The organism is Fibrobacter sp. UWR2 (genome assembly GCF_002210285.1).
GTDB lineage: Bacteria > Fibrobacterota > Fibrobacteria > Fibrobacterales > Fibrobacteraceae > Fibrobacter.
In genome coordinates, this window is the sequence record NZ_MWQE01000001.1 from 693,388 (window position 1) to 715,117 (window position 21,730).

Annotated in this window: 19 protein-coding genes; 12 read left to right on the plus strand and 7 right to left on the minus strand. The window is 53.0% G+C overall.

Annotated features, from left to right (window positions below; all coding sequences use genetic code 11):
• Positions 1–133 precede the first annotated feature (133 nt).
• Positions 134–2,203: a primosomal protein N' gene (gene priA / locus B7994_RS02775; RefSeq protein WP_088636936.1), complete on the plus strand. Its 2,070-nt coding sequence runs from the start codon at positions 134–136 to the stop codon at positions 2,201–2,203.
• Between the two features lie 15 nt (positions 2,204–2,218).
• Here priA and B7994_RS02780 read toward each other — a convergent pair whose 3' ends face one another.
• The 4 genes from B7994_RS02780 to ffh form a co-directional block, all read right to left on the minus strand.
• The gene (locus tag B7994_RS02780) at positions 2,219–2,893 is read right to left on the minus strand and encodes a hypothetical protein (protein WP_088636937.1); all 675 of its coding nucleotides are present in this window, start codon (positions 2,891–2,893) and stop codon (positions 2,219–2,221) included.
• A gap of 27 nt (positions 2,894–2,920) precedes the next feature.
• Positions 2,921–3,547, minus strand: coding sequence for a hypothetical protein (locus B7994_RS02785; RefSeq protein ID WP_088636938.1), 627 nt, complete (start codon positions 3,545–3,547; stop codon positions 2,921–2,923).
• A gap of 10 nt (positions 3,548–3,557) precedes the next feature.
• The gene (locus B7994_RS02790; protein ID WP_088636939.1) at positions 3,558–4,370 is read right to left on the minus strand and encodes a TIGR02147 family protein; all 813 of its coding nucleotides are present in this window, start codon (positions 4,368–4,370) and stop codon (positions 3,558–3,560) included.
• A 217-nt stretch (positions 4,371–4,587) separates the two neighbouring features.
• Positions 4,588–5,946, minus strand: coding sequence for a signal recognition particle protein (gene ffh / locus B7994_RS02795; protein ID WP_088636940.1), 1,359 nt, complete (start codon positions 5,944–5,946; stop codon positions 4,588–4,590).
• A 51-nt stretch (positions 5,947–5,997) separates the two neighbouring features.
• Between ffh and B7994_RS02800 the strand changes: the two genes are divergently transcribed.
• Positions 5,998–7,191: a pyridoxal phosphate-dependent aminotransferase gene (locus B7994_RS02800; protein ID WP_088637219.1), complete on the plus strand. Its 1,194-nt coding sequence runs from the start codon at positions 5,998–6,000 to the stop codon at positions 7,189–7,191.
• Between the two features lie 163 nt (positions 7,192–7,354).
• Here the strand turns inward: B7994_RS02800 and B7994_RS02805 are convergent, their stop codons facing one another.
• Positions 7,355–7,552, minus strand: coding sequence for a ferredoxin (locus B7994_RS02805; RefSeq protein ID WP_088636941.1), 198 nt, complete (start codon positions 7,550–7,552; stop codon positions 7,355–7,357).
• Between the two features lie 156 nt (positions 7,553–7,708).
• Between B7994_RS02805 and argB the strand changes: the two genes are divergently transcribed.
• Positions 7,709–8,500 carry an acetylglutamate kinase gene (argB, locus tag B7994_RS02810; protein WP_088636942.1) on the plus strand — a complete coding sequence of 264 codons (792 nt, stop codon included), beginning with the start codon at positions 7,709–7,711 and terminating at the stop codon, positions 8,498–8,500.
• A complete protein-coding gene (locus B7994_RS02815) occupies positions 8,481–9,689 on the plus strand; it encodes an aspartate aminotransferase family protein (protein ID WP_088636943.1) in 1,209 nt (402 codons plus the stop codon). Before argB ends, B7994_RS02815 begins: the two co-directional genes overlap by 20 nt.
• 92 nt (positions 9,690–9,781) lie before the next feature.
• On the opposite strand, the gene B7994_RS02820 is transcribed toward B7994_RS02815, so the two are convergent.
• Together B7994_RS02820 and B7994_RS02825 are read right to left on the minus strand one after the other, a co-directional pair.
• The gene (locus tag B7994_RS02820; RefSeq protein ID WP_088636944.1) at positions 9,782–11,089 is read right to left on the minus strand and encodes a hypothetical protein; all 1,308 of its coding nucleotides are present in this window, start codon (positions 11,087–11,089) and stop codon (positions 9,782–9,784) included.
• Positions 11,082–11,915 carry a TIGR02147 family protein gene (locus tag B7994_RS02825; protein ID WP_088636945.1) on the minus strand — a complete coding sequence of 278 codons (834 nt, stop codon included), beginning with the start codon at positions 11,913–11,915 and terminating at the stop codon, positions 11,082–11,084. Before B7994_RS02825 ends, B7994_RS02820 begins: the two co-directional genes overlap by 8 nt.
• A 213-nt stretch (positions 11,916–12,128) precedes the next feature.
• On the opposite strand from B7994_RS02825, the gene rbr reads away from it, so the two are divergent.
• The 8 genes from rbr to nudC all read left to right on the plus strand — a co-directional run bounded on the left by rbr (position 12,129) and on the right by nudC (position 21,717).
• Positions 12,129–12,668: a rubrerythrin gene (rbr, locus tag B7994_RS02830; RefSeq protein WP_088636946.1), complete on the plus strand. Its 540-nt coding sequence runs from the start codon at positions 12,129–12,131 to the stop codon at positions 12,666–12,668.
• A gap of 136 nt (positions 12,669–12,804) precedes the next feature.
• The gene (locus B7994_RS02835) at positions 12,805–14,160 is read left to right on the plus strand and encodes a radical SAM protein (protein WP_088636947.1); all 1,356 of its coding nucleotides are present in this window, start codon (positions 12,805–12,807) and stop codon (positions 14,158–14,160) included.
• Positions 14,161–14,178: 18 nt separating this feature from the next.
• On the plus strand, positions 14,179–15,399 hold the full coding sequence (locus tag B7994_RS02840) for a hypothetical protein (RefSeq protein WP_144063720.1): 1,221 nt from the start codon (positions 14,179–14,181) through the stop codon (positions 15,397–15,399).
• Positions 15,396–16,100, plus strand: a complete 705-nt coding sequence (locus tag B7994_RS02845) for a WbqC family protein (protein WP_158213052.1) — start codon at positions 15,396–15,398, stop codon at positions 16,098–16,100. Before B7994_RS02840 ends, B7994_RS02845 begins: the two co-directional genes overlap by 4 nt.
• Positions 16,101–16,148: 48 nt before the next feature.
• The gene (locus tag B7994_RS02850; RefSeq protein ID WP_158213053.1) at positions 16,149–17,618 is read left to right on the plus strand and encodes an FISUMP domain-containing protein; all 1,470 of its coding nucleotides are present in this window, start codon (positions 16,149–16,151) and stop codon (positions 17,616–17,618) included.
• A 68-nt stretch (positions 17,619–17,686) separates the two neighbouring features.
• Entirely contained in the window at positions 17,687–18,961 is a 1,275-nt protein-coding gene (locus B7994_RS02855) for a saccharopine dehydrogenase family protein (protein ID WP_088636951.1), read from the plus strand.
• Positions 18,962–18,975: 14 nt separating this feature from the next.
• Positions 18,976–20,874: a biosynthetic arginine decarboxylase gene (gene speA, locus B7994_RS02860; RefSeq protein WP_088636952.1), complete on the plus strand. Its 1,899-nt coding sequence runs from the start codon at positions 18,976–18,978 to the stop codon at positions 20,872–20,874.
• A 3-nt stretch (positions 20,875–20,877) separates the two neighbouring features.
• Positions 20,878–21,717, plus strand: a complete 840-nt coding sequence (gene nudC / locus B7994_RS02865; RefSeq protein ID WP_088636953.1) for an NAD(+) diphosphatase — start codon at positions 20,878–20,880, stop codon at positions 21,715–21,717.
• The last annotated feature ends 13 nt before the right edge of the window (positions 21,718–21,730 follow it).

Consider the following 21,730-nt stretch of genomic DNA (forward strand, 5'->3'; position numbering starts at 1 on the left):
AGGTAGACGGACCAGTTAAGGTTCGTATATCATAATCTAAATAAAAAGATAAGAGACCGTTTAGGAAATTGGCGATTTTTTGGCAATTAAGAGGGCTGAAATAGGGCGGTGATTACCTATCTTTAACCTAGAAATGGCAAAACGCATCAAAAAGACGGCTCCTCCCGAGCAAATTAGGGCTAAATTCAGCGCATCTTCGCTGGAACGCTTTTGCGAGGTCTATATCCCGCAGGCCCCTTCCGTCTATACCTACGGTATTCCCGCAGAATTGCCCGAAGGGGTGGAAATTCGCCGGGGGAGCGTGGTCTGGGTGCAGTTTGCCACCCGTAAGACCCCTTTACTTGCCATTGTTTCGAAAGTTGTCGACCGTCCGTCGTTTGACGTGCGTTGCGCCTACCCGCATGCGTCGGGCTATGCTTTTAGTGAACGGTTCATGGAAGCGCTTGAATGGGTGGCCCGCTATTATGTAAGTACGCCCATGAAGGCGCTCGACGTGTTTTTGCCGGCGCAGTTCGACAAATACCTGGATGCGCTGGCAGATGATGCGTATGTATCGGGTTCTGCTGTCGTAGCGCCTTCGGGTACAGAACTTCCGCCAAAACCGGATGTGCCTCCGCTGACAGACGAGCAGCAGGTGGCGCTCGATTCGCTGGTAGAAGACCTCTCGAAGGAAGGCTTCCGCGCGTCGCTTTTGCATGGCGTTACTGGGTCTGGCAAGACGCGCGTGTACCAGGAATTGGCCTACGAGGCCCTGAAACGCGGGAAGCGCGTGCTCATCCTTGTTCCGGAAATCGGCCTCACTCCGCAGACTGCGGGGCGGTTTGAAGATTTTTTGCATGTGGGTGTCCAGGTGCTGCATTCTGCACTTTCGGCCCCCAAACGCAGGGCGTCATATGTTTCCATATTGAAGGACGAGGCGCGCGTGGTTCTCGGGACCCGCAGTGCAATCCTTTCTCCGTTCGATTTTGACCTCGTGATTCTCGACGAAGAACATGATTCTTCGTTCAAGCAGCAGGATCCGGCGCCACGTTACCATACCCGCGAACTGGCGTTCCACCTGGCGTACAAGTATGGGGCGCAAGTAGTTCTCGGGAGCGCGACCCCGAGTCTGGAGACGTACCACAACGCCAGTACGCATAAGTTGAAGTACCTGAAGTTGCAGAAGCGAGCGACATCGGCAAGCCTTCCGAATGTGCAGATTGTCGATATGGGGAAAATCCGCCAGCAGAAGGGGATACTGATGTCTCCCGATTTGCGCGATGCGCTTGTGAAGTGCGTTGCAGATGGTGACCAGGCGATTGTGCTCATGAACCGTCGCGGCTATTCCAAGATACGTGTGTGTAGCGAGTGCGGCGAGACGCTTTATTGCAAACATTGTCATGTACCGTTAGTTTATCATAAACAGTACAAGTCCCTCCTGTGCCATTACTGCGGACTCTTGTATCCAGTCGATATGCCCTGTGCTGCTTGCGGGGCGGCCACATACGAGTTTGTTGGCGGAGCCATCGAGAAACTCGAAGAAGAAATTAGTGAGTGGGTGCCGGATGCTAGGATAATCCGTATGGACCGCGATACCACGCAGAATGTGGGGGCTGTCGAAAAGATCCTGGACTCGTTCCGCAGCCGCGAATATAATATTCTGCTCGGTACGCAGATGGTCGCTAAGGGCCACGATTTCCCGGGTGTGAAACTTGTTGGTGTCGTGGGGGCCGATAGCGGCCTCGGAATGCCTGATTTCCGCAGTACGGAAAGGCTGTTCCAGTTGCTGAGCCAGACCGCGGGCCGCGCCGGTCGCGCCCAGAGTGATGGCAAGGTGCTGCTGCAGACGCTCAATCCCGATGAACCGGTGATGCAGTTTGCGCTTCGGCACGACTTTGTGGGCTTTGCCGAGAAGGAACTGCGCGACCGCCGCGAAGCCTGCTATCCGCCATTCTGCAAGCTGGTGGAACTCTCCTTCGGGAGTAAGGACGAGGGCGCCTTGCATGATGCCGTCACCCGTGTAGAATCGCTTTGCCGCGCCGAAAAGACGCTCATGGTGATGGGGCCGGTGGATGCCTTTATACCGGTGGTGCAGAATGTGCGCTGGGTAAAGCTCTACCTGAAGACGAACGACTTAGCGGCGGTGCGCCGCATACTTTCGCCTGTCGTAAATAGCGCAAAACCCTTGATTCCGGGTGTCGAAATCAAGGTTGAAATAGAATAGCGCGGTTTCTGCGCCTTATTCTTCGATAACAGCTGGAATCCTGCAGGCCCAGATGGTCTTTGATGCGAATGTTTCCCAGTTCGGGTCGTAGTAGTGGAACGAGAACTCCAGGCTAATTTCACCTTCGGGGGGAGGAGTGTATTCCTTGTCGGTATTGAGCGGCTCCAGCGTGAGTTCGCAGGCGATAGTGCTTTCGGTATCTTCCGTGATTCTGCCGCCTTCGCTGGCGCAGGAATCCCTGAACTCTTGCTTGGCTTCGTCAAATGCAGTGAATAGCGGGTTAATCCATCTCTTTGTGATGGTGTTGTTGTGCAGAAACACATCTAGCGAAATGGTATCGCTTGCTCTTTCGCAGTAGATGGTCTCGGAGATTCCGCCCCAGGCGTGCAACAGTGTTCCCGATTGCAATTTCACCCTGTAGGGCGGGCACCACTCAACTCCATCGGTGTCGTTGACGCACAACGGGGGGTCGACCATAATCATGTTGCTGATCGGTTCTCCCTCGAGAATGGTCTCGATATAGGCGTCCTCTTCGCTTGGCCCGAGGGATATTTGCTGGACTCCCTTGTCGTTGCTGGCTTGGTTGTTTGCGGTGCCGGAGGTCTCCGGCGAGGTGGTGTTGTCGCTTGAGCAGGCGTACAGCGCGAACGCGGCAAGCCCACAGATGATTGTTTTGATTGTGGTTTTCATTGTTCCCTCCTGATAGGTTTAAGTCTTTTAGTTCCGGCAGAAGCCGACAATAAGTTTCACGTACTTTTCCCAGTTCGCGTCGACGTATTTTGTTCTGTCGGCGCTTGATGATCCATCGGCGAGATTTGTAAGCCTGCAACGGAAATTGTGCTGGCCTTCGACAACTGCTATCGAGTCTGCCACGAATGCTCCGCCTTCTTCCTCGCAATCCGCTTCAAAGGCTTCGGCCGTTGACGAATCCGGGAGCGTCAGACCCTTTTGTGTAACAGAGTCGTTTACGCTTATGGAATAAACGAACCAGTTCGAGTCGTTTTCGCAGACGATGGATTCGAAACTTTCGTAACGGACATGGTACAGGTATCCATTTTCCGTCTGAATTTTCGGGACCTGGGTGGCCGCCGGATCGTCGTGGCTGAGGAAGTCGTGAGGGCAGTCAGTGCAGGGCTCACTCGATATATCGGGTGCGATGAGCGTATCGCCCGCGAGCCATTCGGTGAGTGCGCTATCGAGTTTGGCTGTGATAGAGTTCTGCTGCTCGTCGGTACCGGCGGTGTTGTCGTTCCCGCAGGCGGTGAGCGAGACTGCCGCGGCCAGGGCGATGGCTGTTGCCAGTAGCGTAGCGGCGACCGAGGAGAATGTATTGAGGGTTTTCATGACGGCTCTCCTATACCTTGTCCGTAAGCGGGAAGAGTTGAAGGTTGAGGCGGTAGACCTGTTCGATGTTCTTGCAGCCATTCGCAAGTGCGATGACGTTGCGGCGGCATTTGTCTATCTCTTCGGATATCCGTGCGAGTGTCGCTGTGTCGACGCCCATGGTAACGCCCGAGATGTTCCTTTCGTGTACATTGACGCTGTCGATGGCTTCCTTGGCGAGGTCGGTCATTTCGCGGTTCATGCTGCGGAGCGCAAGCGGAATGGCTTCGGTCGAGCCGGTGATGGCCTTGTCCGTCTGGCGGTAGACGTTTTCGTCTGTTTCTTCGAGATACTTTGCGCGGGTGAGCATGGCGAGCGAATCGCGGACCTGTTGCGCCGTGTAGAGGTGCTTGATACGCTTCGCCATCTCGTTCGGGAGGGCGCCCGGCATCAGGGGTGCTAGCTCGCGCACGATGGAGTTGATGGCGGATTCATAGTAGGCGAACGTGTCGGAATCGATGACGCGCGCCTTCTGTTCCTTTGCGATGCGGGTGAGCTCTGCAAATGCGGCCTTCTTCTTCTCGTCGTTTGTTGCGTTCCCGAATTCGACCATCTTCTCGAAGTAGGTGAACTCGTAGCCCAAAAGTCCCATCGCGTTGGCGACGCGCGGGAGCCCCACGCGGCTGAGCGAACTCTTGCCTTCGCATACCAGCTTGAGGTATGATGGCGATGCGAATCCGGCGCCCTTCGAGAATTCACGCCAGGTGAAGCCGGACTTCTTCTTTTCCTCATAGAAGTCCTGCATGTAGCGGCGGTAGTCCTGGTATTCGGTAATCGGTTTCATGATTCGTTTCCTTACACTTCTAATATAGCCTAAAATTTTTCAAAAGTCAATATGGAATGATACAAAAACTTTGATTTTTGTGTAAAATGCTTAAAAACTGTGATTGTGATAAAATTATTTTTTATGAATGAAACAAAATGGGTTGCATATGATACAGGCGGGAAAACCGTAGTCGTCCCGCCTTGTCACATTGCGCCGATTGGTGCCTGCGAAAAAACTATTTCCTCTTCTTCTTGACCTTCGGCGGCGTGTAGTTGCTGCCAATCTGGCCGCCGTTGTTCTGCTTCTTCGCCATGTCGCCCACCTTCTTGAACATGAGCTTCATGTCTTCGTACTGCTTGAGCACGGCGTTCACGCGACCAAGTTCGGTGCCCGAACCCTTTGCGATACGGTTCTTGCGGCTGCCGTCGAGAATCTGCGGCTTCTTCCTTTCCTTCGGGGTCATGGAACTCAGAATGGCTTCCACGTACACGAGCTGCTTCTCGTCAATCTGGTCGAGCGGGAGCTTGTTCAGGCCCGGGATGAGCCCGAGGATATCCTTGATGCGGCCGAGCTTCTTGATGGTGCGGAGCTGCGTCAAGAAATCGTTCAGGTCGAAGGTGTTGTTGAGGATTTTCTTCTTGAGGTCCTTCGCGTCCTTCTCGTCGATGACCTGCTGGGCCTTTTCCACGAGGCTGACCACGTCGCCCATGCCGAGGATACGGCTTGCCATGCGGTCGGGGTGGAACAGGTCGATGTCGGGGAGCTTTTCGCCCACGCCGATAAAGCAAATGGGCACGCCCGTCATCTTCTTGATGGAGAGCGCTGCACCGCCGCGGGTGTCACCGTCCATCTTCGAGAGGCAAACGCCCGTGAAGTTGAGTCGCTGCCAGAAGGTCTCGGCGACGTTCACCGCTTCCTGACCGATCATCGCGTCGGCGACGAACAGGATTTCGTCGGGGTGGACGGCTTCCTTCGCCTTCTCGAGTTCCTGCATCAACTCTTCGTCGATCTGCAGGCGGCCTGCGGTATCGTAAATCACGAGGTCAAAGCCGTTGTCCTTCGCGTACTGGTAGCCGTGCTTGATGATTTCCACCGGGTCGCCCTGGCCTTCGTCGTACACCGGGATGCCGATGGACTTGCCGAGCACCTGCAACTGCTTGATAGCGGCGGGGCGGTACACGTCGGCCGCCACGAGGAGCGGCTTTCTCTTCTTCTTGCTGCGCATCCAAAGGGCAATCTTGCCGGCGAAAGTCGTCTTACCGGAACCCTGGAGGCCAGCCATCATGATGCCGACCGGAGCGGGGCCGGAGAGGTTGATTTCCTTGGTCTCGCCGCCCATCACGGCAACGAGCTCGTCGTGGATAATCTTGACAATCTGCTGACCGGGGGTTACCGAGTTCAGGACTTCGGCGCCCAGGGCCTTTTCCTTGACGGCCTTCACGAAGTCGCGGGTCACGTTGAAGTTTACGTCGGCTTCGAGGAACGCACGACGCACTTCGCGCAGCGATTCGGCGACGTTTTCTTCGGTGAGCTTGCCCTGCCCGCGCAGGTTCTTGAGGGTAGATTCTAGAGAGTCGGTCAGCTGTGAAAACATAGTGAGCGCAAATATAGAAAATCGGTAGAAAAAATTTTAAATTTGCTTGCCATGAAGCCGTTAAGTGAACGTACAGAGACCTTTACCGATTCCGTTATCCGCCGGATGACCCGCATCGCGAATGCCTGCGGGGCAATCAACCTTTCGCAGGGTTTCCCGGATTTCGACCCTCCGGAGGCGCTGACAAGGCGGCTGGCAGAAATTGCCCCCGTGGGCCCGCACCAGTATGCGATTACGTTCGGTGCGCAGAATTTTCGCGAGGCGCTGAGCGACAAGCAGTTCCACTTTAGCGGGCTTCGCTACGACCCGCAAAAAGAAATCGTCATCACCTGCGGCAGCACCGAGGCGATGATGGCCTCGATGATGTCGGTCTGCAACCCTGGCGACAAGGTCGTGCTGTTCTCGCCTTTTTATGAGAACTATTCTGCCGACACAATCCTCTGCGGTGCGACTCCGGTTTATGTGCCGCTTTCTCCGGTGGACTTGAGCTTTGATGCGGACGTCCTGGAAAGCGCCATGAAACAGCCGGGCGTGAAGGCTCTCGTGCTGTGCAATCCGGCGAACCCAAGCGGGAAGGTCTTTACCCGTGAGGAACTTTCGGTAATCGCCTCCCTTGCAGTGAAGTATGACCTGTATGTGATTACGGACGAAGTGTACGAGCACATCATCTACGCGCCTCACCGTCACACGTATATCTCGACGCTCCCGGGAATGTTCGAACGCACCATCGAGTGCAGTAGCCTGAGCAAGACTTATTCAATTACCGGCTGGCGTCTCGGATACGTGCTTGCCGCGGCCCCCGTGATGGACCGCGTCAAGAAAGTCCACGACTTTTTGACGGTCGGCGCCGCTGCTCCGCTGATGGAGGCTGCCGTGACGGCGCTCCGCTTTGACGATTCGTACTATACGGGCCTGCAGGCGCATTACACGCACATGAGGCAGGTGTTCACGGAAGGCTTGCGAAACCTGGGACTGCGTTTCTCCGAACCGCAGGGTGCTTACTTTGTCCTGATCGACATCTCTGAATTCGGATACGGCTCGCGCAGTTCTCAAGCCGGAGACAAGTTGCCCGATGAACAGTTCTGCATCGATATGGCGCAGAAGGTGGGCGTTGCCGCGGTGCCGGGCTCCAGTTTCTTCAGGGAACCGGTGGACCACTTGGTGCGTCTCCACTTTGCCAAGAAGGACGAAACCCTTTATGAGGCGCTGAACCGTCTCGAGGGTCTCAAGAAACTGAAACGCTAGTTTCTGAATTTTCAAAAAAAAGAACCCCGTCGCGAGGACGGGGTTTTAAAAAGCCTTGAACAGGGTACGACAATTATTGACGCCTACGTTTCACTACGGCGTCTATGTCTCGGCTCGGTCATAAAAAAATGCAAGCATTTTTCTGCGACACTCGCCTTCGGTATTACTCGTACTTGATCACGCCGGCCGGGCAGCTGTCAGCAGCGTCCTTGATTTCGCTTTCGTAAGCGGAGAAATCGACGCCTTCCTTCACCTGCATCTTTTCGGGAACGCTGAACACTGCGTCGCAAGTTGCTTCGCAGGCGCCGCAGGAGACGCATTCGTCGCTGGATTCGTCGAGCCAAACTTTCGTGATTGCCATAGAATTACCTCTTATATGATGGTTGAATTATGGGTATAATATAATAAAAACATTGCAGGCGAGGGTTGTTTTTCTAAATTTACCACCAAATTTCAGCAAACGACGGAGCAATGGTGCTCCGGTTTTTTGCCGAAATCAAAGAGGACATCGCAAACGATGAAAAAAGTGGTTGTAAAAATTGGTGGCAGCTTGGCAATCGACGAAGCCAAGTTGGCCGATTTTGTGGCGGCAGTCAGCAAGCTTCCGGCTATGGGCTGCCAAGTGGCCGTTGTACACGGCGGTGGCAAGGATATTAACGAGAATATTTCCTTGCTGCGAGAACAACCAACCTTTATCGACGGTCTCCGAGTTACTACACCCTCTATTATGAAGATGGTGGAGATGACGCTCTCGGGACACGTGAACAAGAAACTCGTGCGAATGCTCCTTGCTAACAATTGCAATGCGGTTGGACTGTCGGGTGTCGATGGCGGACTTTTCGAAGTCGTCAAGAAGCAGGGCAAGGTTGACCTCGGTCTTGTGGGCGAGGTCAAGAAGGTGAACCCTGCGATAGTGAACACCCTGTGGTCGTCCGGTTTTGTGCCTGTGGTAAGCCCGATTTCTATCGGTCCCGATGCCGACGGCGCACTCGTGAGCTGGAACGTGAACGCGGATACTGCGGCGAGCGAACTTGCCGTGGCCCTCGAAGCCGACCAGTTCGTGCTGGTGAGCGACGTTCCTGGCGTGATGGACGATACCAAGACGGTCATCCCGGAACTGAGCGAAGAAGCCGCCGAAAAGCTGATTGAAACGGGCGTCATCAACGGAGGCATGATTCCGAAGGTGCGCGAAAGCTTCAAGAGCATTGGCCGCGGACTCAAGAGCATCCACATCGTTGGCTGGAAGGATGCCGAACACTTTGTAAAACAGATTAATGGAGAATTGAACTATGGCACAATTCTTGGATAATTTCCTCGAGCAGGACAAGGAAAACATTGCGCCGCTTTACGGTAAGGCCGATGTGGAATTCGTGAAGGGCGAGGGCTCTTACCTGTTCGATACCAAGGGCAATAAGTTCCTTGATTTTGTGGCGGGTATCGCCGTGAACGCTCTCGGTTACCAGAATGCGGGCATCAAACAGGCGGTAATCGACCAGCTCAATCATTTTAACCATATCAGCAACCTTTTCCCGAACTACCCGCAGATTGAACTTGCAAAAGCCCTGCGCGAAGTGACCGGGTTCGACAAGGTGTTCTTCTGCAATTCGGGCACCGAAGCGAACGAAGGCTGCATCAAGATGGCGCGTAAGTACTTCAACCGGAAGGGCGAAACTAACCGGCAGAAGATTATCACGTTCGTGAACAGTTTCCACGGAAGGACGTACGCTGCGCTTTCGGCTACGGGCCAGCCCGCACTCAGGGAAGGCTTCGGCAATATGCCGGGTGACTTTGTGCATGTCGCTTGGAACGATGTTGCCGCACTGAAGGCCGAAGTGAACGCAGATACCTGCGCCATCATGTTCGAAAGTCTCGCTGCCGAAGGTGGCGTGATGACGCTTTCGAAGGAGATGGTCGAAACCATCAACAGCCTGCAGAAAGAATTTGGCTGCCTCGTGATTGTTGACGAAGTGCAGGCCGGTACCGGAAGGCTCGGGACATTCCTCGGCTTTGAAAAGTATGGCCTGAAGCCGGACCTCGTGAGCATGGCGAAGGGCATCGGCGGCGGTCTCCCGCTCGGCGTGGTTCTTATGCGCCAGGCAATTGCCGATCAGCTCAAGGCAGGCGATCATGGTACAACATTCGGCGGTAACCCGCTTGCCTGCGCCGCAGGACTTTCGGTAGTCAAGCAGGTCTGTGCAACTGGTTTCCTCGATAACGTGAAGGCTCGTTCCGAACAGCTCAAGGCCGGCCTCAAGGCTCTCGTGGCGAAGTACAGCTTTGCCAAGGAAGTGCGTGGCGATGGTCTCATCCTGGGCATTGCTCTCGATGAATCCATGCCGGTGGGCAACGTCGTTGCCGCCGCCCGCAACGAAAAACTCATGGTCTTGAGCGCCAAGGGTAACGTGCTGCGTATGCTCCCGCCGCTGAATGTGAGCGAAGCGGAGTGCAACGAAGCTCTGGCTAAGCTGGATGTCGCTCTAGCAATGGCTAATAAGTAATCCTGCTCGTTTCTAGCGAAAATTGAGCAATGATTATTTTTGAAAAAAGCCGCAGCGAATTTCGCTGCGGTTTTCACTTTTAAAGATGCTCCTTATTGGCGTAGGTCTGCGCGGTACCATTCGCCGTAGGGGCCGTTTTCTTTGCCGGGGGGCACTCCGTTCTCGTCGCATGTCCATGGAGTGTTTTCGAAGAAGTCGGCACCTGCAGATGTCATCGCATACTCATCGAATTCCCCTGTACAGTCTTTTATAAGGAATACTTGCGCGAAGTCATCGTCTTTTTTGCAGTCTCCGCCGGCAACGATAAGCGCGTATTTGACGTATTCATATTCGATATGTGTCAGAATCATGGCTAAGGATTGGAACCCTGGCGTGGCGACTGTGTAGATATCGCAGTGCTCGGGGTTGAAATTTTCTCCGGTAATGGCCGTTGTCATCGGAAAGTACTTGGCGACTTCGGCGGGTGAGGGTTCCCTGATGGTATATGAACCCGTATCGAAAACAATTTCGCTTGTCGGCAGGATGCGGTAGGCGAGTACGAGGCTGTCGAATGTAATTTCTTCGGAAATATTCGCGAATTGCTCCGCATACTTTTCCAGAGTGAACGATGCCGTATCGATTGCTTCACCTTTGTTGCCTGTGTCGAGGTGGTCAATGGGGTTGTGCCCGGGAGTCCAGTAATCTTCGATGGGGTCAAAGTCCGAAACGTCAAGCTTGCCGGCGGCAATGTCGGTGCAGACACTTTCAGATTTCTTTACGAAGTCCTGGATAAAGCTGCTTGTGTCGAGAGCTGTCGTGGAATCCCGTTTTACATGGCATTTCTTTGTCCCGTCAGCTTCGGGTTCAGAGCATTCCAATGTAAGATGGCTTAAATCGGCGCAGAAGGCGTACAAATCTCCCGTTGAAGTGCAGAAACCGCTGTAACCGCCTATTACGGTGATTTTCGGGTTGGTGTTGCATGCATCCTGGAACTTTTGGAGAATGCTGTCGCAGGCGGCTCCGACATTGTGCATTGTCAATGTCTTAAAGATATAGCCGTATCTTGATTCCATCTTGAATTTAGCATTGAAGGACTGATCGCCTGCGGTACAAGTCGCTGCCGCTCCATTTTCCTTGTCGTAGAGCTTGACATCAAGGCTGTCCATGTCGCTGCTTAGAGAGGTCGGTTCCGTCTCGAATGCGGTTAGTTTTGAGTAGAAGGCGGTATCTTGGTCTCCACGGAGCTCGATAAGTTCGGGAATGATAGGCTTGTCGCCTTCAAAGACAATGGAGTCGTTATCTGCAGTTGCGTTCGGGATGGTCGTAGAACCTGCGGACGATGGGTTGTCCGAGGAACATGCGTAAAGTGCGCAAAGGGCGAGGGCGCTTGCGATATAGAGATTTTTCTTGAGGTTAAGCATGGTTCGCTCCTTCTATCTTGTTTGTAAACGGAAAAAGTTGGAAGTTCAGGCCGTAGACCTGATCCTGGTTGTCGCTCTCGTTAGCGATGGCGGCAATTTTCTTGCTGCAGATGTCGATTTCGTTCACGATGCGCGAATAGGTGGCTTCGCTCACGCCGATGGTCATTCCGGTGAAGTACCGCTCGCTTGCGCTGTAGCGGTCTACTGCGCGCACGGCCATGTTGCCCATTTCCTTGTGCATGGAGCGGATGGCGATGGGGAGGGCTTCCGGAGAGCCGATGACGGCCTTCTCGGTCTGGGTGTAGACCTTTTCGCCGTCCTTCTTGAGGAACCCGGCCTTTACCAGGAAGGCGAGGATGTCGCGGACTTCTTCGGCAGAAACATATTCCTTGCACTCGTCGGCGATTTTGCGGGGCTGCGCTCCGGGCATCATCGGGGCGAGTTCGCGGATTACGGGGTATTTCCATGATTCGTAGTACTGGAAGGCATCACGGTCAACTACGCGCACCTTGTGCTCGCGGGCAATCCTGTCCATTTCGACAAGGGCTTCTTTCTTGGCGCTGTCCGTCTCGGCGTTTCCGAAAAGGACGAGATGTTTGAAGTATTCGCTCTCGTATCCGACGAGTTCCATGGCCTTCGCGACCGGAGCAATCTTGATCTTGCTCAGGCTGCTTTGGCCCATGCAGACGAGTTTCAGGAAGTTCGGCGACGTGAATCCGGCGAGCTTGCAGAATTCGCGCCACGAGAATGCACCGTGACTTTTACGGTAATCGTAATAGTCCTGCATGTAGGCGCGATAATCTTTGTATTCGAGTATCGATTTCATGTTTGTAAAATAGGTTTGTTTGACCTCAAAGTCAATATTTGAATTATACAAAAATGCTGAAAAATTGTATAAAAATGGAAAAAATGAATATAATTTTTAAATTTTCGTTTCTAAATTATACAGTGCGTATTATTTGGAGCGAAATGTTGCTTTTTGGAGCCAAAATAATCTACATTAGCAAGACAAAGAAACTCTATACACAAAGGATATAATATGGCAAACAAGTACGCCGGAACCCAGACCGAAAAGAACCTCCAGGCCGCCTTCGCAGGTGAATCCCAGGCTCGCAACAAGTACACCTACTTCGCAAGCCGCGCCAAGAAGGACGGATTCGAGCAGATCGCAGAGCTGTTCCTCAAGACAGCTGACAACGAGAAGGAACACGCCAAGATGTGGTTCAAGGAACTGGAAGGCATCGGCGATACCGCTGCAAACTTGAAGGCTGCCGCCGATGGCGAAAACTACGAATGGACCGACATGTACGAGGACTTCGCGAAGACTGCCGAGGCTGAAGGCTTCAAGGCTCTCGCCAACAAGTTCCGCATGGTCGCCGCCATCGAAAAGCGCCACGAAGAACGCTACCGCGCCCTCCTCAAGAACGTGGAAACCGCCGCCGTGTTCGAAAAGAGCGAAGTCAAGGTGTGGGAATGCCGCAACTGTGGCCACATTGTCGTGGGCACCAAGGCCCCGGCCGCATGCCCGGTGTGCGCTCACCCGCAGTCCTTCTTCGAAGTGACCGCCGAGAACTACTAACTATTAAAGTCGCGCTTTAGTGCCAACTACTAGTAAAATGTCACCCCCGCGCAGGCGGGGGTCTTTTTTTTCCACCTTGTGAGGGGAATTTTTATATAATTTGTTTAAAATAACATAAAAGATTGAGAAAACGAAAATGAAAGATTTTATTGATTTCGAACCGTTCTATTCGCATGAGACGGATGTCTACAGTCTCAATGGATTTACTCCTGCTGTCGTGGACAAGGCTTATTTAGACAAACTTGGAGTCAAGGTTGCTCCGTCCGAAAGAACTCTCGAGGGGCTTACGCGCGGCTCCAAAGTGTTCATGGAACGCGTCAAGAACAAGACCGTTATTCCCGTATCGAGACTCTACCTCGAAAATATCGATCCCGAAAAGGTCCAGACAGAAATTCACAACTACACGGGCCGTTGCCCGACGCTCACGTTCGAAATTAATCCCATCAAGGGCTGCAATGTGGGATGCCAGTACTGCCTGGTGACCGACGGTGTGCATGAACAGAAGTTGGTCGCCTACGAGAATTACCACCTGTACGTGCGCAAGTTGCTTGAAGACATGAACGGTGACCCTTGGGGGCCGGTGACCGAAGAGGATATCCACAAGAAGAATGTGCTTCTGCAGGACCTCGCGACTGCCATCGAGGAGGCGCCGGAGCGCAAGCAGGAAATCGAGGCGAAAATCGTAGAACTGAGCCGCGGCAAGAACTGGAACCACTATTACTACTTTTCGCCCAAGACAGAAGCGTTCCAGGAACCGACGGTACAGACCGGTATCGCGCACAGGATCTTGAAGGAATTCATCGAACATTTCAAGAAGCATCCCGATTCCAATGCGAGGCTCTTTATCGCCTCGAAATCTGGCCCGAAGCACTTGCAGTACGAATATGAGGGCGAAACCATCCTCGACCTTTTCGAACAGCTCAAGGGCAAAATGCAGTTCAATACTAGCGTGTCCATCATGCCGACGGAATTCAGGAACCTGCTGGAACCTTTTGCGGCGCCCATCGACGAGCGCTTGCAATCTGTAAAGCTCTGCCGCGAACGCGGAATCCAGGCGAATTCGGCGCTTATCCAGCCTATCGTCATGCCGTACCTTACCGACGAGCATATCAAGGAATTTTTCGACAAACTGCACAATGCGGGCATTATCAACTACAAGCCGGAATTCTTGACCGCGTGCATGGAGAACCTGGCTATGCTCGGGCAGTGGCTCGGACATTTCGACAAGAACCTGGAACGCGAACTCTACGAAGTCTACCTGAAGCCCAGCAATGCAGACCACCGCAAACAGCGCGGGCGCACGGCTCCCGAAAGGGAACTCTGCATTGCCGCCATCAAGCGGATGATGGACTACACGCAGACGCTCGGCATGTCGACCAGTATTTGCTACTGGGTCCGCAAGCAGTTGCAGATTCCGAATACGCTTATCCCCATCATCAACCAGAACGGGTTCCAGTGCCTTGGATACCAATCCAAGCTTTTTCAGAAGTAGCCTCGCGACGAAGGTTTTATGACTACCGAGACGAATTTATGGAATGTCTGTAAAGGGCTGTACGGGGACCAGGAAAACTATTACCACAGGTGGTATCACGAGAAACCTTTGGTCATTACGCCTGCACGCAACGAAGAATTGCGCGAGATGCATCGCGTCCTCTATAAGTGCGTTGAATACATGGCGGCAAACTACGCCAATTTTACGGACAAGTACATGCCTCTTTCCGAAAAGGAAATGGAAATCCTTGAATACCAGGGCAAGTATCCGTTCTTGGCGGGGACATTCCGCCCCGACTATCTTATTACGGACGAAGGCGAGCTGAAACTTTGCGAGATTACGAGCAGGTTCTTCGGTCACGGGATTTTCATGTCGTACTTTGCCGAGGCTGCAGCCAACAATTTCATGGAGAAGTATCCCGGAGGCAAAAGGGAATCGCTCTTTGAACAGATGATGCAGAGTGCGCTGGATATTGTCGGCGACAAAGATGAAATCTACGTGCTGAAGAGCTCGGACAAGACTTCCGAAATCAAGCTTTACAAGCCATTCTATGAACACTTCGGAAAAAAAGTCTTCATCTTGGAGGCTGACGAAGTCGAAAGCCGCATCAACGACTGGAATGGAAAATTCGTCATCAGCGCATTGAACCAGAAGGATATCCTGAGCTATTCCATGGATACCATCAAGGCCATGATTGATTCCAGGATGTACAACGATTTCCGCACGGTATTCCTGATTCACGACAAGCGGTTCATGCAGCTCTGGTTTATGCCCGAGTTTACGCGGAACTTCCTCACTGATGCAGAAGCGGAATTCTTGCGGGCGCATTCCATCGAGACGTGGATATGCAAGGACAAGTCGTCGGAAGATGTCTTGAAAAAAGCGTATGCAGGCAAGGACGGCTACATCTTGAAGCATTTCCGCCTGGGCAAGAGCGAAAAGGTCTATGCCGGCCCGCTGACGGACGAAAGCGATTGGAAGGCGCTTTTCGATGACGGCTCCGTCAAGGACATGATTATCCAGCCGTTCCTGCACCAGAAAACATTCCGCACCGTATGGGAAGGGACTCCCTTCGACGATTATGTATGCGGCATGATGCTCTGTATCGATGACAAGTATTTTGATTCCGGCCTTTTCCGTACGTCTAGTTGCCCGGTAACGAACGTCGTTGATGATAGGAAGGCGTTCCCCGTCGTGACAAGCGATGAACGTATCATTTCTTGCGGAGACATCCTTTGATTATCGCCGGAAACCAGCCCTATTTTCTCCCGTATATCGGTTTCTGGCAACTCCTCAATGCTGCCGACCTGTTCTTGATTGGGGATAACTACAACTTTATCAAGCACGGGTGGATTCAGCGGAACAGGATTCTCGTTTGCGGCAAGCCCTTCTTCTGGGGGCTTGAAGTGAAACACATGAGTTCGTTTAAGAAGATAAACGAAACGGAATTCACGGACTTTAATGTTTCTCAAAAACTGGACACGATCTATTACGCTTATTGCAGGGCCCCGCAATTCAATGCCGGTTTCGCCCTTATCGAGAAGATATTGAACTATCCTGAGCGCAATGTCGCAGAATTCCTTTTCCATTCCATAAAAGCAGTCTGCCAGTATCTCGAAATAAACACGAAGTTCATCAAGAGTTCGGAAATCGAGGGCAACGACAACTACAGGAGGGAATACCGTATTTTTGATTTCTGCCAGCGGCTGGGGGGCGACACCTACATCAATGCCGTGGGCGGGCAGGACCTGTACCATTTCGATGATTTCGAGAAGCACGGAGTTACGCTGAAGTTTATTCGCCCCAATATCCGGCCGTACAAACAGTTCCATAACGAATTTGTGCCGGGGCTTTCCATTCTGGATGTCATCATGTTCAATTCGCTGGATGCGATAAAGAACATGCTTGAAGACTGCAGTTTTATTGAGAAGCAGAAATAGGAGAAAATAAGTATGAAAGGGGAAACTTTTCAAAACCATTCTTTACGCTTGTTGATTGCAACATCCGCTTTCGTCGCCCTAGTATTAGGAGCGTGTGGCGACGATGATCCCAGTATCCTTTTGCCTGGAGATTCCAGTTCCGTAGATGAAATTTCAAGTAGCATTGAACCGTATTCATCGGTGGAAGAAAGCTCCAGCAGCGCTAAGAGTTCTAGTTCCGTAATCACCGCTTGGGATTACATGAATCCAGGATTGTCTTATGGCGAACTTGTGGACTCTCGCGATAATAAGGTCTACAAGACCATAGAGTTTGACGGAAAGGTATGGATGGCGGAAAACCTGAACTACGATGTGGGTGATACGCTCCATACCTGGTGTGCCCGCGAAAATTGCGATTTGTATGGACGTCTGTACACGTATGCTGTGGCGATGGATTCTGCTAAATCCGGCTGTGGCTTTATGACGGTTTGCTCGGTACCTAAAAACTTCCAGGGAATTTGCCCTGAAGGGTGGCATGTTCTTGAATATGAGGAGATAGACGGCCCCGTCTTCTATCAAAAAAATCTTTTCGGCGCAGGCGCCCCGAAATGGGAGGATTCCCTTAATACGAATGTTTATGGGCTTACTTTTTTGCCAGCGGGCTTTATGCGCTATAGTATGGCCGGTACATCGAATCTGGAAACCTGGAATGCATATTTTTGGACAACCATGGAGTTGTCGGATTCTTTGGCACGCGCCTATATGCGGAATTCGAAAGTGTCAGATGCTATATATGCGCCGACCAAGGCTTCGGGACTTTCTGTCCGTTGCATAAAGAACTACGAGCGACATGAGGCACTTGTTGATCCGTCGACTGTGAAGAAGGGTGAATTTACGGATGCCCGTGACGAGCAGACGTATAAGACGGTGACTATCGGAAGGCAGACGTGGATGGCGGAAAATCTCAATTACGCCGATAGCGTAAAGACGCCTGTTCTTGAAGGACGCGTGAAATCGGCATACTTGGATGATCCGGATTCGAATAAATTTTATGGGCGACTTTACACTTGGGCTGCGGCTATGGATTCCGGGGCTTTCGACTATTCCTTCTTGACGAAGCATGTTAGTCAGAAAAATATTCGAGGGATTTGCCCTGAAGGTTGGCATTTGCCGAACCGCATTGAATTCGCTGAACTTTTGGAATCCATTGGTGGTGCGTACAAGAATGCTCATGCGTTGAAGTCTAACGTTGGCTGGGACAAAGATCCTGGCGACGACGAATACGGTTTTGCGCTAGTGGGCGCAGGGCGTGTTGATACAACAGATAATGACATTTACGCCACATACGGGGGCTCGGCATTCTTGTGGACTGCAGAACCTTATTATGATATCATTCCTTCTTTCATAGATAAGCGTGCTCACGTCTACACTCTGGACGAACGCCATGTGGTATATTCCGAATATATGGCCGATACGGCCGTGTTCAAGTCGGGCTTTAACTCTATCCGCTGTCTAAAAGACGAAATTGCAGATAGATAACTGGAATTACCATCCAGTTTTTCCTAAATTTATGGGGCTAACAATTCCATAATGAGGATAAACACAAAATGGCAAGAGCTTTGATTATCGGTTGTGGCGCTGTCGCCACGGTTGCTATCAAGAAATGCTGCACGGCAAGCGAAGTGTTCAGCGAAATCTGCATCGCTAGCCGTCACCGCGAAAACTGCGAAAAGCTGGCACAGGAACTGCGCCCGAACACGAAGACGGTCATTACGACTGCCGCGGTGGATGCCGATAAGGCCGAAAATGTCGTGAAACTCATCAAGGAATACAAGCCCGACCTGGTGATGAACATCGCGCTCCCGTACCAGGACCTCGCCATCATGGACGCCTGCCTCGAATGTGGCGTGAACTACATGGACACGGCGAACTACGAGCCCGAAAACATCGACGATCCGGAATGGCGCAAGGTTTACGACAAGCGTTGCAAGGAACAGGGCTTCAGCGCCTACTTCGACTACAGCTGGCAGTGGGCTTACAAGGAAAAGTTTGAAAAGGCCGGCCTCACGGCGCTGCTGGGTTCCGGCTTTGACCCGGGTGTTTCCCAGGCCTACTGTGCCTACGCCCTCAAGCACCAGTTCGACACCATCGAAGAAATCGATATCCTCGACTGCAACGGCGGCGATCACGGCTACAAGTTTGCGACGAACTTCAACCCCGAAATCAACCTGCGCGAAGTTTCCGCTCCGGGCAGCTACTGGGACACCGACGAAAACGGCAAGGGCCACTGGGTCGAAATTCCGGCCATGAGCATCAAGCGCGAATACGTGTTCGACGAAGTGGGCAAGAAGGACATGTACCTGCTGCACCACGAAGAAATCGAATCGCTGGCCCAGAACATTCCGGGCGTCAAGCGCATCCGCTTCTTCATGACGTTCGGCCAGAGCTACCTCGACCACATGCGCTGCCTCGAAGACGTGGGCATGCTCAGCACGCAGCCCATCAAGTTCCAGGGCCAGGAAATCGTTCCTATCCAGTTCTTGAAGGCCCTCCTTCCGGACCCGGCAAGCCTCGGCCCCCGCACGGTGGGCAAGACGAACATCGGTTGCATTTTCAAGGGCACCAAGGACGGCAAGCCGAAGACCTACTACCTCTACAACGTTTGCGACCATCAGGAATGCTACAAGGAACTCGGTAGCCAGGCCATCGCTTACACCACAGGCGTTCCGGCCATGTGCGGCGCCATGATGGTGCTCACCGGCAAGTGGAACAAGCCGGGCGTGCATACCGTGGAAGAATTTGACCCGGATCCGTTCATGGAAGCCCTCACCAAGTACGGCCTCCCGTGGAAGGAAAACTTCAACCCTGTTCTCGTTGACTAGAGAGACTCAGAGCAATGAAAAAATGGCGCATTGACGATTCCCGTGACTTGTACAACGTCAAGGGTTGGGGCGTGAACTACTTCGACATCAACGAGAAGGGTCACGCGACTGTTCATCCGCTCAAGGAAGGCGGCCCGGATATCGACCTGTACGAACTCGTGCAGGAACTTTCGCTCCGCGACGTCTCCACCCCGATGCTGCTGCGCTTCCCGGATATCTTGGATAGCCGCATCGAGAAGATTAACGAGTGCTTTAACAAGTCCCGCACGGAATATGGTTTCAACGGGAGCTACTACAGCATCTTCCCGATCAAGGTGAACCAGCAACGCGCCGTGCTCGAAGAAATCGTCAGTCACGGCAAAAAATACAACATCGGTCTCGAGGCCGGTTCCAAGCCGGAACTGCATGCGGTGCTCGCGAACATGGATAACCCGGATTCGCTGATTATCTGCAACGGCTACAAGGACGAGGACTTCATTGAACTTGCCCTCCTCGCGCAGAAGATGGGCAAGAAGATTTTCATCGTCGTCGAGAAGATGAACGAGCTCCACCTGGTGGTGGAACTTTCCCGCCGTATCGGCGTGCGCCCGAACATCGGCATCCGCATCAAGCTTGCAAGCTCCGGCAGCGGCAAGTGGGAAGAATCTGGCGGATACCACAGCAAGTTCGGCCTCAACAGTTCCGAATTGCTCGAAGCGCTGGACTACATCAAGCAGGAGAAGATGGAAGACTGCATGAAGCTCATCCACTTCCACCTGGGTAGCCAGATTACGAACATCCGCCACATCAAATCGGGCCTGCGCGAAGTCTCGCAGTTCTATGTGCAGATTCGCAAGATGGGCATGAGCCTTGAATTCGTGGACGTGGGCGGCGGCCTTGGCGTCGATTACGACGGTACCCGCAGTTCCAACGCGAGCTCGGTGAACTACTCCATCCAGGAATACGCGAACGACGTGGTGTATGCCATGTACGAAGCCTGCGAAAACGGCAACGTGCCGCACCCGAACATCATTGCGGAATCGGGCCGTGCTCTTGCGGCGCACCATTCCATTTTGGTGTTCAACGTGCTGGAAACCGCCGGCCAGGCGTTCTTCGACGAGAATACGCACGAGATTGATGACGATGCTCCCGATGCATTGAAGGATTTGTACGGCATCTACAAGGGGCTCACCCCGAAGAACCTGCTCGAAAGCTGGCACGATGCCATCCAGCTGAACGATGACGTTCTGAACGGTTTCAAGGTGGGCGATTACGACCTGCCGACGCGCGCCATGTGCGAACGCCTGTTCTGGAGCATCGTGCGCAAGGTAGACCAGCTTGCGAAGGATTTGCGCCATCCGCCTTACGAACTCAGCGAACTCCCGCGCTTGCTTGCGCAGAAGTACTTCTGCAACTTCAGTTTGTTCCAGAGCCTGCCCGACAGCTGGGGCGTGGACCAGGTTTTCCCGCTCATGCCTATCCAGCGCTTGAACGAGGAACCGACGGTAGAAACCACCCTCCAGGATGTCACTTGCGACTCCGATGGTAAAATCGACATGTTCGTCCGTGGTGGCGACGTGAGCCGCACGCTCCCGCTGCATGAACTCAAGAACGGCGAACCGTACTACATCGCAGTTTACCTCGTGGGCGCCTATCAGGAAATCCTCGGTGACCTGCACAACCTCTTTGGCGATACGAACGCTGTCCACATCGTCTGCAACGACAAGGGCGGCTACGAAATCGACAAGGTGATTGACGGCGAATCCGTGGAAGACGTGCTCGACTACGTGAACTTCAGCGACAAGGCGCTCGTGCGCACCATGGAAAACTGGGTGTCGCGCTCCGTGAAGGAAGGGAAGATTAGCCTGCAAGAAGGCAAGGAATTCCTGAACATCTACCGCGGCGGCCTTTACGGGTACACGTATTTGGAATAAACCGTGATTCACGAAATCGCGCCACATAAATTGCATAACGAGTTTCGGCTTCAAAGCCCGAAACCGTCGGATTTTCTTGTTGTCTTTTTCGGGGATAAGAGCCTTCTCAAAAAGAACGGTGATTCCTTTGAAATTCCTAGGGTAGAAAATTTCAATCAAGGAAATATCCCGTGCCATTACCTTTTCAGCATTGACGATGCGGCGTATTTCCTGGCAGATTTCAGCATCTCGAAAGAACTGGTGGAAAACGCGTCGGACGATTATGTCCTTTGCCCGGCACGCACGTACCGCTACATGGGCGATCCGCTCTTGCGCATGGGTGGCGCGACCGCCGCGCACATCGCTCACTGGGAATCGCTCAACAGGTTCTGTGGCCGCTGCGGAAGCGAGATGGCCCGTAGCGAAAAGGAACGCGCAGTAGTTTGTCCTAAATGCGGGAATGTCGTTTACCCGCGCATCTCTCCGGTCGTGATTGTGGCCGTCCGCAATGGCGACAAACTCCTGATGGCCCACAACATCGACAATCCGAACCCGAGGCTCTTCTTGATTTCGGGTTTCGTGGAAGTGGGCGAGAGCCTTGAGCAGGCCGTGCACCGCGAAGTTTTGGAAGAGGCTGGCCTCCGCGTGAAAAACATCCGCTATTTCGGGAGCCAGCCGTGGCCCTTCAGCGACTCGCTTATCGCGGGCTTCACCGCTGAACTCGATGGCGACGACACTATCCATATGCAAAAAGAAGAACTCTCCGAAGCCATGTGGGTCAGGCGCGAAGACATTCCCGAGTACGAGACCGATGTGAGCATCAGCTGCTGCCTCATCGAAGACTTCCGCCGCGCGCATACTTAGCCGTTGTTACCTG